This window comes from Streptomyces pyxinicus (genome assembly GCF_024753135.1).
GTDB classification, from domain to species: Bacteria; Actinomycetota; Actinomycetes; order Streptomycetales; family Streptomycetaceae; genus Streptomyces; species Streptomyces pyxinicus.
Genome location: NZ_JANUGP010000011.1, coordinates 44,090 through 59,434, shown reverse-complemented (window position 1 = coordinate 59,434; position 15,345 = coordinate 44,090). Strand labels below are relative to the sequence as shown.

The following is a 15,345-nucleotide window of genomic DNA, read 5'->3' as shown; positions in this document are numbered from 1 at the left end:
GGGCGTCCTGCCGATACCCCCATCGGCGCCGCCGATAGCGGCAGGTGGCGGGTCGCGGTACGACTATCACCCGAAGTCGACTGGTCACCGTCCGTTATTCAGTCCCGCGTTCGGCTCGCCATCCGTTCCGTTGAAATGAGCGCGACGGGCATGTCCCGGGCGCGTCCGACGGCATTGCCTTAGAGGGGGGTCCGCTTTCCGGGGCCCCTTCTGCGATGGGAGACGCGTGCGAATCACTGACATCCAGCGCTGCGAGGTCCGGCCGGGACGGCTCGTCGAGTGGACGCTGAGCCCGGCGACCGTGGCGGTGGCGACCGCCCTGCCGGAGGACTCCCGGCGGCCGGCCTACATCCAGGAGTCGCACATCAGGACGGCCCGGTCCGTGCGCGAGGACGGGCTGTTCGTGCCGACCTGGCTCGGCACCGCCTTCGACGTGCCCGGCCCGGTCGACCTCGACGTGCTCGGGGAGGCGCTGCGGGCCTGGACCGTGCGGCACGAGACGCTGCGCAGCGGCTTCCGCTGGGCCGGCGAGGAGCTGCGCCGGTTCACCCTCGACGCCGACGACGTCTCCCTGACCCGGACCGAGGCGGGCGACTTCGCCGACGCCGACGCGCTGGTCCGCCATCTCCAGGACCGTTTCGACACCGTCGCGGACGCGCTGCGCTGGCCCAACCTGATCTACACGGCGGTCGTCCGGGAGGACGGCGCGAGCGTGTACCTGGCCTTCGACCACAGCAACGTCGACGCCTACTCGCTGAACCGGATCCCCGCCGAGGTCAACGAGCTGTACGCGGCGGCCCTCGCCGGCACCGCGCCCGAGCGGCCCGCGCCGACGGCGAGCTACGTCGACTTCTGCGAGATCGAGCGGGCGGACGCGGACGGCATCGACGGCCGGCACGCGGTCGTCGGCCGCTGGCGCGAGTTCATCCAGCGCTGCGACGGGATGCTGCCGGGCTTCCCGGTCGACCTCGGCCTGGAGCCGGGCGGCCCGCTGCCCCGGCAGCAGATGCTGAGCGAGCCGCTGGCGGACACGGCGGAGGCGGCGGCGTTCGAGGCGTACTGCCGGCCCTACGGCGGCAGCCTGGTCGGGCTGCTGGCCGCGACCGCGCTGATCGTGCAGGAGCTGGGCGGGCAGTCGGTGTACCGGACGGTGGTGCCGTTCCACACCCGGGTGAAGTCCCGCTGGAGCGACTCGGTCGGCTGGTACGTGGGCGGCGCCCCGATCGAGGTGCCGGTCGGCCCCTCCTCCGGCTTCCCGGAGACCCTGCGGGCGGTGCGGGCCGAGCTGCAGGCGAACCGGCCGCTGTCCCGGCTGCCGCTGGCCCGGGTGCTGAGCCTGCTCGGCGCGGACTTCCGGCCGACCTCCCCCGACCTGTACTCGATCGTCTCCTACGTGGACACCCGGGCCATCCCGGGCGCCGAGCGCTGGCGGGAGCTGCGGGCGCACGGCCTGCTGCGGGTGTCGTACGGCGACCAGGTCTGCGTGTGGGTGAACCGGCTGCCGGAGGGGCTGTGGCTGGCGAGCCGCTACCCGGACACGGACGTGGCCGCGAAGAACCTGCGGCTGTACGTGGAGCGGCTGCGGGACCACATCGCCTCGGTGGCCCACGGCAGCCTGCCGGCGGTCTGCTGAGCCGCGGGCTGCTAGGTGAACTGACCGGGCAGGGGGCTGGCGCCCTCCTCCGCCGGGGGTTCCGGGACGGCCAGGGCGTCGATCAGCCGTGCGAACCGGGTGTGCCAGCCGGACTGGGACTCCCCCTCGCCCTGGAACTCGTGGGTGAAGCGCAGCGCGCACCCCCGGCTCCCGTCCCGCTCCAGGTGGAACCGCAGCCGGCCGCCCGGCTCCAGGGTGTACTCGGCGACCCGGTCCACGTCCCACGCGGTGACCCGCCCGCTGCCCAGCTCACCGAGGGTGACCGCGCCGTCGAGGCGGGGCTCCAGCGCGTCGACGGCGGTGCACCAGCCCCCGAGCCCCTCGGGGGTGGCCACCGCCGACCAGACGTCCTCCATGGAGCGCGGCAGGCGCACCAGGAAGTGGAGGATGTGCGTGTCCCCGTGGGTCTGGCTGATGCCGTGTTCGACGGGTTTGCCGGGTCCCGCGGGATCACCGGGTCCGGCGGGTTCGATGGAACCGCTCATGACATCAGTGTCGCCGACCCGGCGGTCACACGCCCGCGTAGGAGTGCTTGCCGCTGACGAAGATGTTGACGCCGTAGTAGTTGAACAGCCAGCAGCCGAAGGCGATCATCGCCAGGTAGGCGGCCTTGCGGCCCTTCCAGCCGGCGGTGGCGCGGGCGTGCAGGTAGCCGGCGTAGGCGACCCAGGTGATGAAGGACCAGGTCTCCTTCGGGTCCCAGTTCCAGTACCGGCCCCAGGCGTCGCCCGCCCAGATCGCGCCCGCGATGATCGTGAACGTCCACAGCGGGAAGACGGCCGCGTTGACCCGGTAGGCGAACTTGTCCAGGGAGGCGGAGGCGGGCAGCCGCTCCAGCACCGAGGTCGCGAAGGCGCCGGGCTCGCCGCCGGTCTGGAGCTTGTTCTCGTACGAGTCCTTGAACAGGTACAGGATCGTGGCGACCGCGCCGACGTAGAACACCGCGCCGCAGAAGATCGCGGTGGAGACGTGGATGTACAGCCAGTACGAGTGCAGGGCCGGCACCAGCTGGTCGCTCGCGGTGTAGAGGACGGTGACGGCGAGGCCGAGGTCCAGCAGGACCGTGGTGATCAGGAACAGGCCGAGCCAGCGCACGTTCTTCCGCAGGGCCAGCAGCGCCAGGTAGACGGCGACCGCGACCGTGGAGAAGGTGATGTTGAACTCGTACATGTTGCCCCACGGGGCGCGCTGCACGGAGGCCGCGCGGGTGGCGACGCCGGCCAGCTCCACGAGGAAGGCGAGCGCGGTGAGCGACACCGCGATCCGGCCGTAGAGGTCGCCCTGCACGTCCCCGCCGTGCGCGCCGGGCCCGTCCGGTACGTCCCGCTGGCCCGACGCCGCCCGCACCACGACCTTGGGCCGCTCCAGTACGGCCGTGCCGCCCGCCTGCTGGACGGTGACCGCGGGCGCCTTCCGGGCCGTCCCGGCCTGCTCGGTGAGCGCGGCGGCCGTACGGGCGACCTTGCTGCGGCTGCCGAACAGCCACTCGGCGATGTAGGCGAAGAAGGCCAGGGTGTAGACGGCCATCGACGAGTAGATCAGCGTGTTGCTGACACTCGCGAGGTGTTCGTTGGTTGCGGCGGCGAGAGTCACTTCTCAGCCCCTTCGGCAGGTACGGCGGAGGTTTCGGTGGAGTCGTCGTCGGGTTCCGGTGCCCCCGGCGCCCGGTCGTAGAGGGTGTCGGCGAGCCGGCCCAGTTCCTCGGGCACCTTGGCGGACTCGCTGCGGCCGAGCCCGGCCATCTCGACGACCGTCACGCCGTCGGCGCCGCGCACCGCCCGCACCCACACGCGGCGGCGCTGGATGAACAGGGAGCCGGCCAGACCGGCGATCGCGGCGAAGGCACCGCCGAGCGCCCAGCCGCCGCCCGGCTCCTGCACGATCTCGAAGCCGGCCCATTCCTTGACGTCCTTCTCGAACGTGATGGACCCGGCGCCGTTCGGCAGCTTCATCGTCTGGCCCGGCCGCAGCAGCTTCTTCAGCAGCTGGCCCTTGGCGTCCTTGAACGCCGTCATGTGCTTCTTGTCGAGCTGGTACACGCTCTGCGGGATGCCCGAGTTCACGCCCAGGTCGCCGTGGTAGGCGTTCACCGCGAGCAGCGGGTTCGCCAGCGCCGGGAACTGGGAGAGCATCGTGCCGCTCTTCGCGTCGAAGGTGGGCACGAAGAGCGCCTGGAAGGCGAGCTGCTCCGCCTTGCCCTGCGGGCTGCGGTAGCCGTCCATCACCTTCACCACGCCGTTGGAGGTGACGTTGCCGTCGAGCGGCAGCAGCGGCACGGCGTCGTGGAAGACCTCCTTGCCCTTGCCGTCCCGGACGGTGACGACGGGGGCGTAGCCGTGGCTGACCAGGTAGACCTTGGAGTCGTCGATCTTCAACGGCTCGTTGACCTTGACGGTGGTCGACTTCTCCTTGCCGTACGCGCCCTCGCGGTAGGCGATCCGGGCCTCGTAGGTGCGCGGCGTGCCCTTGTTCGGGCCGCTGGTCTCGTAGGTGCCCGTGAACTGCTTGAGGTCGAAGCTGAACGGCACCAGGTCGTCGTTGCCGAACAGGCTGCCGGACTTGAAGTCGTCGTACATCAGCAGCGTGTTGGAGAAGCCGTCGCCCTCCACCACCAGCTTGGTGCCGTCCGACTTGTACAGCTGGCCGGAGGCGAAGGCGACCAGCAGCACGATCAGCGCGATGTGGAAGACGAGGTTGCCCACCTCGCGCAGATAGCCCTTCTCGGCGGCGACGGCGTCACCGGCGACGTGGGCGCGGAAGCGGCGCTTCTTCAGCAGGTCGAGCGCGGCCTCGCGGACCCGCTCGGGGTCGGCCTCGGTGCGCCAGGTCGTGTACGCGGGCAGCCGGGTCAGCCGTTTGGGCGCGCCCGGCGGACGGCCGCGCAGCTGGCCGACGAACTGCCAGGTGCGCGGGACGATGCAGCCGATGAGGGAGACGAACAGCAGGATGTAGATCGCGGAGAACCACACCGAGCTGTAGACGTGGAAGAGGCCGAGCTTGTCGTAGAGCGGCCCGAGCGTCCTGTGGGCGGTGCGGAAGTCCTCGACCTTGCTCGCGTCGGCGGCGGTCTGCGGGATCAGCGAGCCCGGGATCGCGGCCAGTGAGAGCAGCAGGAGCAGCAGCAGCGCGACCCGCATGGAGGTCAGCTGCCGCCAGAACCAGCGGGCCCAGCCGATGACGCCGAGGCCCGGGGCGCTCGCCGTGTCCTCGCGTGGCGCGGTGGAGAGCTGGGAGCCGGCCGCTCCCAGGTCCTCCTGGTCCCGGCCGCCGTCGGTTTCGGTCTTGCTCATCGCTCAGATCCCCACATTGAAGCCGTCGGACCAGGTCTGCATCTGCTGCACCAGGCCGTTCCAGGCGCCGGTCAGCAGCAGCACACCGGTCACGATCATCATCGTGCCGCCGATGCGCATGACCCACACATAGTGGCGCTTGACCCAGCCGAAGGCGCCCAGGGCCTTGCGGAAGGCGACCGCGGTGAGCACGAAGGGGACGCCGAGGCCGAGGCAGTACACGATCATCAGCAGGGAGCCCCGCGCGGCGCTCGACTCCTGGAAGGAGAGGAAGTTGACCGCCGACAGGGTCGGGCCCATGCAGGGGGTCCAGCCGATGCCGAACAGCGCGCCCAGTATCGGCGCGCCCAGCAGGCCGCCGGTGGGCCGCTTGTGGAAGCGGAACTCGCGCATGGTGAACCAGGGCAGCAGGCCCATGAAGAAGACGCCCATGAGGATCATGAGCACGCCGAGCACCCGGGTCAGCATGCCCTGGTGGTCGAGCAGGTTCCGGCCGAAGTAGCCGAACAGGGCCCCGCTGGAGACGAAGACGGCGCTGAAGCCGAGCACGAAGAGCGCGGCACCGGCGACCATCCGGCCCCGGCGGGCCTCGGCCAGGTCGGTGCCGGCGACGCCGGTGACGTAGGAGAGGTAGCCGGGGACCAGCGGGAGCACACAGGGCGAGAAGAAGGAGACCAGCCCGGCGAGCAGGGCGATCGGCAGGGAGACCAGCAGGGCGCCGTGCATCACGGTCTCGTTCTGGCCGGTCTGGGCCAGCAGGAGGGTCGCGCTCACGTCACTTCTCCGCCAGGACCGGCTTGACCATCTTCAGCAGGGTCGCGTCGTCCAGCGGCTGCAGCGCGCGGGCCGCGACCTTCCCCTCCTTGTCGAGCACGAGCGTGGAGGGGATCAGCTGCGGGTTGAGGGTGCCCTTCTCGAAGCGGAGCATCAGCCTGCCCGTCGGGTCGTACAGGGACGGGTAGGCGATGTCGTTCTCCTTCTCGAAGGCGACCGCCGGGGTGGTGCTGGTGTCCCGGGTGTTGATGCCGACGAACTGCACGCCCTTGCCCGCGTACGCCTTGGACACCTTCGAGAAGTACTTCGCCTCCTCGCGGCACGGCCCGCACCAGGAGCCCCAGACGTTGAGGACGACGACCTTGCCCTTGTAGTCGGCGACGTCCAGCGTCCTGCCGTCGATGGTCTTGCCGGACAGCTCCGGGGCCGCGTCCCGCTTGCCCCGCGGCGCGGTGTCGATGCCGTTGTCACCGGTGACGAAGTGGGTGTCGCCCCCGCCACCGGAGACGCCGCCGTTGCCGCACGCGGACAGGGACAGGGCCGCGGCGGCCATGACGCCGAGCAGGACGGCGCGGCTACGGGTACTCATGTGAAAAGTTTCGCATGCCCGTCCCGCCGCCCTCGCCCACCCCCCTGCGGGGCGGAAAACCGCATTTCAGGGCGTATTTACACGGGATATTCCGGGCATCGCACCCCGAGTGGCCCCTACGCGGCGTTCGAGGAAGCCGACTTGGTGTTCCGGAGGAACTCCTTCCAGCCGCCGGTCGGTCGCTGGCCGACGCCGAGGGTGCGCAGCTTGGCGAGCACCTCGGGCTTCTGGACGTCCATCCAGTCCACGTACTGACGGAAGGAGACCAGGCGGACGTCGGCGCCCTTCTCCTTCTCGCGTGCGATGTGCTTGAAGGCCTCCTCGACGGAGTCCATGTAGATGCCGCCGTTCCACTGCTCGAAGTGGTTGCCGACGAAGAAGGGCGCCCGGTTCGTCTCGTATGCCCGCTTGAAGCCCGCTATGTAGGCACCGGCGGACTGCTTGCGCCAGCCCGGGTAGTTGGACGGCGGCGCCTTGGTCGAGTTGACCGACTGGTTGGCGAGCATGTTGTAGTCCATCGACAGGACCTCGAAGGAACGTCCGGGGAAAGGTATCTGCTGAAGGGGCAGGTCCCAGATCCCGAGCCGCTTCTCCGGCCACACCTGACGGCCGCCGGGCGAGGAGGCGTCGTAGCGCCAGCCCAGCTTGCGGGCGGTCGGCAGCAGGTTGTTCTGGCCCAGCAGACAGGGGGTGCGGCCGCCGACCAGCTCCTTGTCGTAGTCGAAGGGCAGCGCGGGCAGGTCGCTCCAGCCGGTGTTGGTCCGCCACTCCTTGACGAACGCCTTGGCCTGGCGGATCTCGCTGTCCCACTGCTGCGGGGTCCAGTTGCCGACCGAGCCGCCGCCGGCGCAGAAGTGCCCGTTGAAGTGGGTGCCGATCTCGTGGCCCTCCAGCCAGGCCCGGCGCACGTTGGTGAGGGTGGCCTTGATGTGCTCGTCGGTGAGGTAGCCGATGTCGGAGGCGCCGCGCGGGTTGTTCGGGGGCTCGTACAGCCGCTTCTTCGACTCGGGCAGCAGGTACAGCCCGGAGAGGAAGAAGGTCATGCTCGCGCCGTGTTCCTTGGCGAGGTCCAGGAAGCGCGGGAAGAGGCCGTTGCCCACCTCGCCGGCGCCGTCCCAGGAGAAGATCACGAACTGCGGCGGGGTCTGGCCGGGCTCCAGCGGCTCGGGCTTCGCCGGCTGGTGCGGCTGCTTGCCGGTGAAGGAGGTGGAGCCGTCGCCGAGGGGCCGCGCGCGAGGCGCGCCGCCCTGGCCGTCGCCCTGGCCTCCCTTGTCCTTTCCGGAACCGGCCGGGTGTCCGCCGGCGTCCGAGGACGTGGCACTCCCGCAGCCGGCGAGCCCGGCGGCCGCCGCCGCGCCCGCGCCGAGGCCGAGTGCTCCCCGCCGGGTAAGGGTCCGGGAGTTGGTGCGCATGGAGATCCCCGATCGTCGCGCCTGCTGGTGGTCACCCAGTCAGATGGCGTGACGAACGGGGAGGTTCCGTTGATTTATGTGTTTTTCCCAACGGATACCGCAAAGGCGCGCCAAGGCATACCAAGGCACACCAAACGGACCGTCAGACGACGGTGTCGGTCAGGCCGGTGCCGATCAGGCTCCGAAGGCCTTCCCCTGCGCCGTGCCCTTGCCCTTCTGCGGCTTCGCGCCGGCCCGCAGATGCGCCGGGACCAGGTCGATCGCGGGCTCGCTGTAGCCGACGGAGACGATCCTGTCACCCAAATATGTGAAAGTTGTCAGGGAGGCGAGGGTGCACTGCCGCTTGCGCGGGTCGTGCCACAGCCGGCGCCGCTCGACGTACGAGCGCACGATCCAGACCGGCAGCTGATGGCTGACCAGCACCGCCTCGTGCCCGCGCGCCCGGTCCTTGGCCGCGTTCAGCGCGCCCATCATCCGGACCACCTGGTCGACGTACGGCTCGCCCCAGGACGGCCGGAACGGGTTGACGAGGAACTTCCAGTTCTCCGGCCGCTGCAGGGCGCCGTCGCCCACACCGAAAGTCTTGCCCTGGAAGATGTTCTCGGCCTCGATCAGCCGCTCGTCGGTGTCCAGGTCGAGACCGTGCGCCTTGGCGATCGGGGCCGCCGTCTCCTGCGCCCGCTCCAGCGGGGAGGCGCACACGTACGTGACGTCGCGCGGGGCGAGGTGCTCGGCGACCCGGTCGGCCATGTGCCGGCCCAGCTCCGACAGGTGGTAGCCGGGCAGCCGCCCGTACAGGACCCCGTCGGGGTTCTCGACCTCGCCGTGCCGCATGACGTGGACGACGGTGACGTCCTTGTCCCTGCCGCTGACGTTGCTCTCGCTGTTGCTCACGCGGTGGCCTCCGCAGCCGCCCGGGCCGCCGCCGGAAGGGCGTCGGCGATCATCTGGATGGCCCGCTCGTCGTGGGCCGTGGACACGAACCAGGACTCGAAGGACGACGGCGGCAGATAGACGCCGTTCGCCAGCAGCGAGTGGAAGAACGCGGTGAAGCGGTACGACTCCTGCCGCTTGGCGTCCTCGTAGTTGCGCACCTGCCGGTCGGTGAAGAACACCGAGAACATGTTGGAGGCGGTCTGGAGCCGGTGCGCGACCCCCTCCTTGCTCAGCGCCTCGGTGACCAGCGACCTGATCTGCTCCGACACGGCGTCGACGGTGTCGTACGCCGCGTCGTCCAGCAGCCGCAGCTGGGCGAGGCCGGCGGCGGTGGCGACGGGGTTCCCGGAGAGCGTGCCGGCCTGGTAGACGGGCCCGGCGGGCGCGAGGTGCGCCATGACGTCCGCACGGCCCCCGAACGCGGCGGCGGGGAAGCCGCCGCCCATCACCTTGCCGAAGGTCATCAGGTCGGGCCTGACCCCGTCGACCCCGAACCACCCGGCACGGCTGGTCCGGAACCCGGTCATCACCTCGTCGGAGATGTACAGGGCGCCGTTCTTGTGGCAGGCGTCCCGCAGCCCCTGGTTGAAGCCGGGGGCGGGCGGCACGACGCCCATGTTGCCGGGCGAGGCCTCGGTGATCACACAGGCGATCTCGCCGGGGTGCCGGTGGAAGGCCTCCTGCACGGCCTCCAGGTCGTTGTACGGCAGCACGATCGTGTCGCCGGCCTGGGCGCCGGTGACGCCCGGGGTGTCGGGCAGCGCGAAGGTGGCGACACCGCTGCCCGCGGAGGCGAGCAGCGAGTCCACGTGCCCGTGGTAGCAGCCGGCGAACTTGATCACCTTGGCGCGCCGGGTGAACCCGCGGGCCAGCCGGATGGCGCTCATGGTCGCCTCGGTCCCGCTGCTGACCAGGCGGACCTGCTCGACGGGCTCGACCCGGGCGACGATCTCCTCGGCGAGCGCGACCTCGCCCTCGCCGGGCGTCCCGAAGGAGGTGCCGCGGCCGACGGCCTCCTGCACGGCGGCGATGACCTCGGGGTGCGAGTGCCCGAGGATCATGGGCCCCCAGGAGCACACCAGGTCGACGTACTCCCGCCCGTCGGCGTCGGTGAGGTAGGGGCCGTCGCCGGACACCATGAAACGGGGCGTGCCGCCGACGGCGCGGAAGGCGCGCACCGGCGAGTTGACCCCGCCGGGGGTGACGACGGAGGCGCGGTCGAAGAGCGCCTGGGAAGCGGGCGCGTCGTAGGGATAGGGCGTTTGGCTGGCGGCGCTCATGGCGTGCGGCTTCTCCGACTTCTCGGACTCCGGTTGCGTGGTGACCTCCCCAGGGTAGGCCGCGGCCTCCCGGGAGCACGGCCCGCCTCAAGATCGAAGCGCCGCCATCCGCCATCTGCGAGACTGAGAGCTGATACACACAGCTCTTACGCACGTAATGATCAGGGGCCGGTTGTTCCCCGTGGACTGTTGTTCCGCCGCACGTTTCGGCGGGCGGCCGTGGGGGAGGTCACTGAGACGATGATCGGGTTGCGCGGCGGGGACCACGCGTCCTAGAAAAGCAGTCGGGTGGAGATATGCATCGCGGTGGCGGACTGGGCGAGGGGACTGATGACCTGGGTCCTCGGCGTGCCCGGCGGGGAAGGCACCGGCGCGAAGCGGAGGAGACGACCGAGGCGCGTCAGACCGACGCCCGTCAGACACAGGGTATAGAGAGTGAGCCGGAGCGGGCCGAGCGGCCGGAGCGGTTCGACCGGGCCGAGCGGGCCGAGCGGTTCGACCGACCTGAGCGGGCCGAGCGGTCCGACCAGGCTGAGCGGCCTGAGCGGCGGCTCGACGGGGAGATCGACCGGGAGCCCGACTGGGAGACGACCGACCAGCGGCAGGGCCGTCGGCTGGGCCGGTCGGGCGACCGCCGGCTCGACCAGCGGGTGGACCGCCCCCGGGCGGGGAGCGGGAAGGGTGGTCGGGTGGGGGTGACGTACAAATACTTCGGCGCGCCGGACGGCGCGACCGCGGCCCGAGTTCCCATCTCCATGCGCCCCGAGGAACTCGGCGGCGACGAGCTGGGCATGAACGGCATGTTCACCAAGATCAAGCCGGAGACGATGGCCGCGATGGTCCTCACCGGCATCGAGGGCGTCCCCCTCCACAAGGTGCCCCCACTGGAACTGGTCGTCCTGCACCCCGACTACGCCGTCGTCAAGCTCCCCATGACGGTCGTCGACCCCCTGCGCGGCATCGGCGAGGAGGCGGTCGGCGCGGCAGCCTTCATCTGGTCGACGGTCCCGGACCGGGGCGGGCCGCGGGACGCTTTCAACGTGTACCAGTTGCTGCACGAGTGGCAGGACTTCAGCCATCGGTTGCACGAGGCGGGGCATCAGCCGTATTGCCTGGTGTGGCCGTGAGCTGGGTTTCTTGCGGGTTGGGCGGGGTCTTCGGGCCTCGGCCTTTCTGGTGCCGGCGGGGGGGGCAGGCAGCCAGGGGACAAAAGCGCTGATCACGTCGCCACGGACACCACAGGGGCGATGCCGGCGGCCCACTTGTCGACCGTGTTGAAGGCGGTCGGCGCAACCGCGATCGCGTCCGCGGGTGGCAGCGGCCGGGCCTCGCCGGGCGCCGCGCGCCAATTGGTCACGCATGGGCTCCGGGATGGTGGGCTTCTCTTTGGGCGGCCAGCTGACGGGCCAGCGCATCGGGCCCGATCCTGCTCAGAGCCCACAGGCTGCTGGATCGACGTGCCCACCGCCAGAGCGGGTCATCCACAGGGATGTGGAAGGGCAGCACTGGAATGCCGTGGGCGTGGAAGGGGCCGTCGTCGAGGTAACGCAGACCACCGGTGCCGCACAGATAGTGGGTACTGCCGGTGGCTGCCACCAGATCGGCGAGGCGCTCGGAGCGACCTTGCCGGGTTGGGATCTCGCTGCTGTCCAGCATCTTCCCCGACCAGCCGAGAACGCTGAGCAGGGCAATCGTCGATGTCCTCGCCAGGTCGGCCACACGATCCGACTCATCGAGCGCGTCCAGCGCCTCGGACACAGCACCCCAGTAGGGGCTGCGGCCGTAGTACTGGCGGACCAGAAGCTGGACCGTCCGGCGCGAGCGACGCGGATCAACGAGCCGTGCCTGGCTGATCAGCGTCGAGCGCCCATGGGGAAGGTGCGTCGGGAGCGTGAGCCACTGCTGTCGGGATGGATCGTCCAGGGCGGCGAGACGGGCGCGGTGCTGGTAGTCGCGCCGGGCGAACTGCACGTCGTCCAGGACGATCCACAGGTCGGCGGAGAACAGCTTCGCCAGCGTGGACAGCCGGGGAAACAGGTTCGGTTGGTGGATCGCGCACAGGCCGTCCGACGCATCGGCGCTGGGCGGCTCAGGTGCTGATGAGGCGGCTGTCGAAGCCGGCGCCCAGGAGGCGTTCGTAAGCGTCATACACATCCCCCGGTACGTCCTGCTCGACGGCGAAGCCAAGCTTCGGGTACTCGATCACCCGTTGCAGGTCGCCGACGAGCATGTCGACGACGAGCTTCTCGTCGCCGATGGACTTGATGTAGTCGTCCAACTCCAGCGGCTCGGAGGCGCACACGACCTCAGCCTCGGGCCACAACTTGCGGCAGGTCGCATACGAGCGGCGCTCCATGTACGGCTTGGAGATCAGCAGCAGCGACTGCACTTCCACCCTGGCTTCGGCCAGCAGCTCGCGGGAGAAGGTGATGTTCTGGCCGGTGTTTGCGGCCTTCGACTCCACGATGATCGCCTCGGCCGGCACCCCCAGGCTCAGCGCGTGCTCGCGGTAGTGGACGGCCTCGCCGCGCGGGAAGCGAGCGCGGGTGGTGGGGCTGTTGCCCCCGCTGAAGACCACGACCGGGAAAAGGCCAGCGCGAAAAAGGTCGACCGCAGCGGTCGCGACCCCGAGGTCGTGGCTGCCGAGGCCGATCGCCGCCGAGCAGGGCCGCAGCTCGTGGCCCATCTGGTGGTACTTCCAGATCAGCGTTGCGGCGTGGAACTGCTCGTCGGTGATCTGGCGCTGCTGGTGCTCCGGCACTGGTGCTCCCTGGCTCATCCTTGCTGGCCCTTTCGGATGCCCTCAATACTGCGCAGCTGGTGGCTCAGCCCGTACTGGCGGGCCACCTGTGCCGCCTGATCGAGGACGGACATCCCATCATTCCGGGTCGCCGCATCCGACAGAAGGATGTGCCCGTACGCGGTGTCCAGCCGCACCCGCTGCATCGGGGAGTCGACCGTGCCGGTGGTGCGCGCGATGCCGATGTAGTGCAGTGCCTGCTTCAGGTCGCCGGCACCGCGATGGGCCAGGGCCAGCTTCTGGTGGGCGACCGACCAGTCCTCCGGCTCGCCGAGGTCCTCGAAGGCACGAGTGGCTGCCGTCATGACGTTGGTGGCGTACTCGTTGTCACCCTCCTTGCTCAGCGCCGTACCCACCCACAGTCGTGCCCTGGCGCGGTCACGCGGGCTCAGGCGCTGGTCCCCGGCGAGGAGTTCGTAATGGCGAGCGGAGGATTCCCACTCGCCCGACATCTCCTGAACGACGGCCAGGGACAGCTCGATCTGAGCCACCCGGCGTGGGATGTCGAGCTCGGTGAACATGCCGCGGGCGGTCAGGTAGGAGTGGCGGGCGGAGAGTGGGCCGAGGATCGCACCTTGATCGCGCTGGAGGTCGCCCAGCAGCACGAGAGAACGGCCGTACAAATATCGGCCCTTGTCGTCCAGCTGCTGGGGTGCACGGCTGCCCAGCCAGCGGTTCAACAGGGTTGAGGCGAATGGGAAGTCCTGACGGCTGATGCAGACAACAGCGCGCTCGATATCCTCGGTCCAGGTCTCGTAGTTTGCTGACCGCGCGCTCTTCCGCTCGGGGAACAGCATCGCCTCGAAGCGGGCTTGGGCGGCGGAACCCGCCCGTGCGAGTGCGGTGTCGAGGATGGCCTGGGTGTCCGGACGGGGCTGTGTCTCCGCGCCGAGGCTCTCCCACTTTGCCACCGTGCGCAGCGCGACACCGAGGTGCTCGGCGAAAGCGCGCATGCTCATACGCAACGCGGCGCGCAGGGCGCTCGCCTCCCGACCTGTCCATTGCTGCACGCTGACCACGGATGACCTCCCTCCGCCACGCATAGAAGCACTGTCGGTGACGACGCGGGGTGGGAAGTGCAACGGAAGTACAGCAGCAGCTCATTTCGCGGCCGTTCACGACGGCCGACGCTATGGGGCATGGACGACGACCTCATCACCGAAGCCCGCCCCATCGCCTTCCCCCAGGTCTTCGGCTACCTACGCCGCGTCACCGGCGGGCTGCCCCGCCACGCGGCGCTCGTCGACTGCCTCACCGAGTACTGCGAACGGCACGAACTGGCCCTGTGCGGTGTCTTCACCGAACGCGACTCCACGGTGATCATCCGCTCCCCCGCTTTCGTCGGTCTGCTCGACGCGCTCGAACTCCCCGATACCTACGGTGCTGTGCTCCCGGCTCTCAGCCACCTCGGCCCGAAAAACCTCGGCACCGAGCGCCGAAGGCAGATAACAACAGCAGGCGCTCGTCTGATCGTGGTCCGCCGCCTCACGCCGACCTCGGAAGCCACCTCTTCGCTCGGCGCGAGCCACAGCTTCCGGCCGCCGGGGGATGCGTGATGTCCGTGCGCGATGCATTGCGAAGGGCTCCCATGGCGAACGACGTGCCGGGGCTGCGGCTGCTGAAGGTCGGCGACGGCTGGGACGTCGTGCGCACCTCCGCCGAGATCGGCCTCCTAGCCCTGGCCTACCTGCGCTGCATCGGTACTCCCGTCGGCCCCGTGCTCTACGACAGGCCCAACGGGCTTCTCTACTACGCCGTCCCGACCGGCACCGCGACCAGCTGGGACGATCTGCCGGTACGGCACCTCTCCACCAACTCCTGGCTCGTCGCACCCGGCCTGGAGCTGCTCGACGACTGGTTCGGCGGGTGGTGCGAGCTGCCTGACGACGACACCCTCACCGACACAGAGGCCCTCCGCGCTGCTCTCCAGCACCCCTACGTCGCCACGGCTCTGGAGACGGTTCGATGACCAGCCGCACGATCATCAACCACCAGGAGTGGACCCTCCGGCCCGACCGGGAACCCGACGCAGAACTCACCACGTACGCGATGCAGTGCGCGGTCTGTGGCGAGACCTCGCCGCCTAGCAACGACTTCGCCGACCCGCAGAGCTGGGTGTTCACGCATGGTGGCCGATCACCCGCCCGTGGAGGGCCTGGTGGAAGCCGTGAACGGTCGTCTCACCGCCCAGGTCACGCAGGGGGCCCGCTAGGACCGGACCACTGCCGATCGTGCTCGTGTCCGCCTCGTAAGGCTTCGCGATCGACGTGACCGTCTCGACACGCGCAGATCCACCCGGTGGAGGAGGCGAACGCCTTCGCGGTCCGCTTCCCGTCATGGCGGGAAGCCGAACCGGAAGCCACCGCGGCGCTGTGGCTGTAGGTCCCCTCGTTCCCGGGTCGGCACCCAGATGGCTCGTATCACCAGTCCGGAACGCTGCGCTAGCGCTCGGCGTAATGCAGGAACTGCCAGCCCAGCATGCCTGAAGCAAGCGTCTGCACGATGGAGGCGATCAGGAGCAAAGGGTCGACGGCGGCTCATGCACCACCTCCGAAACCACGCGGTTCCCGGCAGCCGCCAGGGCACATGAGCTCGGGAAACGGCGTTGAC

The 15,345-nt window shown here is 70.0% G+C and carries 16 protein-coding genes and 1 pseudogene; 5 read left to right on the top strand and 12 right to left on the bottom strand.

Annotated features, from left to right (window positions below; all coding sequences use genetic code 11):
- Positions 1-226: 226 nt before the first annotated feature.
- Positions 227-1,633, top strand: a complete 1,407-nt coding sequence (locus NX794_RS16730; protein ID WP_258779355.1) for a condensation domain-containing protein — start codon at positions 227-229, stop codon at positions 1,631-1,633.
- An 11-nt stretch (positions 1,634-1,644) separates the two neighbouring features.
- On the opposite strand, the gene NX794_RS16725 is transcribed toward NX794_RS16730, so the two are convergent.
- From NX794_RS16725 to hemL, 8 genes are all read right to left on the bottom strand, one after another.
- Complete coding sequence (locus tag NX794_RS16725) at positions 1,645-2,139, bottom strand: SRPBCC family protein (RefSeq protein WP_258779354.1); 495 nt, start codon at positions 2,137-2,139, stop codon at positions 1,645-1,647.
- A 25-nt stretch (positions 2,140-2,164) separates the two neighbouring features.
- Positions 2,165-3,247 carry a c-type cytochrome biogenesis protein CcsB gene (ccsB, locus tag NX794_RS16720; protein WP_258779353.1) on the bottom strand — a complete coding sequence of 361 codons (1,083 nt, stop codon included), beginning with the start codon at positions 3,245-3,247 and terminating at the stop codon, positions 2,165-2,167.
- Positions 3,244-4,944 (bottom strand): cytochrome c biogenesis protein ResB, encoded by a 1,701-nt coding sequence (gene resB / locus NX794_RS16715; RefSeq protein WP_258779352.1) that lies wholly within the window; start codon positions 4,942-4,944, stop codon positions 3,244-3,246. The genes ccsB and resB overlap by 4 nt, the downstream gene beginning before the upstream one ends.
- Before the next feature lie 3 nt (positions 4,945-4,947).
- Positions 4,948-5,670 (bottom strand): cytochrome c biogenesis CcdA family protein, encoded by a 723-nt coding sequence (locus NX794_RS16710; protein WP_258779494.1) that lies wholly within the window; start codon positions 5,668-5,670, stop codon positions 4,948-4,950.
- Positions 5,671-5,719: 49 nt separating this feature from the next.
- Positions 5,720-6,307 (bottom strand): TlpA family protein disulfide reductase, encoded by a 588-nt coding sequence (locus NX794_RS16705; RefSeq protein ID WP_258779351.1) that lies wholly within the window; start codon positions 6,305-6,307, stop codon positions 5,720-5,722.
- A gap of 116 nt (positions 6,308-6,423) precedes the next feature.
- The gene (locus NX794_RS16700) at positions 6,424-7,719 is read right to left on the bottom strand and encodes a polysaccharide deacetylase family protein (RefSeq protein ID WP_258779350.1); all 1,296 of its coding nucleotides are present in this window, start codon (positions 7,717-7,719) and stop codon (positions 6,424-6,426) included.
- A gap of 174 nt (positions 7,720-7,893) precedes the next feature.
- Complete coding sequence (locus NX794_RS16695; RefSeq protein ID WP_258779493.1) at positions 7,894-8,553, bottom strand: histidine phosphatase family protein; 660 nt, start codon at positions 8,551-8,553, stop codon at positions 7,894-7,896.
- A gap of 56 nt (positions 8,554-8,609) precedes the next feature.
- On the bottom strand, positions 8,610-9,935 hold the full coding sequence (gene hemL, locus NX794_RS16690; RefSeq protein WP_258779349.1) for a glutamate-1-semialdehyde 2,1-aminomutase: 1,326 nt from the start codon (positions 9,933-9,935) through the stop codon (positions 8,610-8,612).
- Positions 9,936-10,624: 689 nt separating this feature from the next.
- On the opposite strand from hemL, the gene NX794_RS16685 reads away from it, so the two are divergent.
- Positions 10,625-11,062 (top strand): hypothetical protein, encoded by a 438-nt coding sequence (locus tag NX794_RS16685; protein ID WP_003974483.1) that lies wholly within the window; start codon positions 10,625-10,627, stop codon positions 11,060-11,062.
- Positions 11,063-11,163: 101 nt separating this feature from the next.
- Here the strand turns inward: NX794_RS16685 and NX794_RS16680 are convergent.
- The 4 genes and pseudogenes from NX794_RS16680 to NX794_RS16665 form a co-directional block, all read right to left on the bottom strand.
- Positions 11,164-11,298, bottom strand: a pseudogene (locus tag NX794_RS16680) (flavoprotein); the annotation flags it as partial.
- Positions 11,289-12,083: a WbqC family protein gene (locus NX794_RS16675; RefSeq protein ID WP_309505999.1), complete on the bottom strand. Its 795-nt coding sequence runs from the start codon at positions 12,081-12,083 to the stop codon at positions 11,289-11,291. The pseudogene NX794_RS16680 and the gene NX794_RS16675, both read right to left, overlap by 10 nt.
- Positions 12,025-12,714, bottom strand: a complete 690-nt coding sequence (locus NX794_RS16670) for a YdcF family protein (RefSeq protein ID WP_258779348.1) — start codon at positions 12,712-12,714, stop codon at positions 12,025-12,027. Before NX794_RS16670 ends, NX794_RS16675 begins: the two co-directional genes overlap by 59 nt.
- The gene (locus NX794_RS16665) at positions 12,711-13,754 is read right to left on the bottom strand and encodes a helix-turn-helix domain-containing protein (RefSeq protein ID WP_258779347.1); all 1,044 of its coding nucleotides are present in this window, start codon (positions 13,752-13,754) and stop codon (positions 12,711-12,713) included. The genes NX794_RS16670 and NX794_RS16665 overlap by 4 nt, the downstream gene beginning before the upstream one ends.
- Positions 13,755-13,874: 120 nt before the next feature.
- Between NX794_RS16665 and NX794_RS16660 the strand changes: the two genes are divergently transcribed.
- The 3 genes from NX794_RS16660 to NX794_RS36145 are packed head-to-tail and all read left to right on the top strand — an operon-like array spanning position 13,875 to position 15,006.
- A complete protein-coding gene (locus NX794_RS16660) occupies positions 13,875-14,291 on the top strand; it encodes a hypothetical protein (protein ID WP_258779346.1) in 417 nt (138 codons plus the stop codon).
- A gap of 32 nt (positions 14,292-14,323) precedes the next feature.
- On the top strand, positions 14,324-14,704 hold the full coding sequence (locus NX794_RS16655; RefSeq protein WP_258779345.1) for a hypothetical protein: 381 nt from the start codon (positions 14,324-14,326) through the stop codon (positions 14,702-14,704).
- The gene (locus NX794_RS36145) at positions 14,701-15,006 is read left to right on the top strand and encodes a DUF7848 domain-containing protein (protein ID WP_487416677.1); all 306 of its coding nucleotides are present in this window, start codon (positions 14,701-14,703) and stop codon (positions 15,004-15,006) included. The genes NX794_RS16655 and NX794_RS36145 overlap by 4 nt, the downstream gene beginning before the upstream one ends.
- The last annotated feature ends 339 nt before the right edge of the window (positions 15,007-15,345 follow it).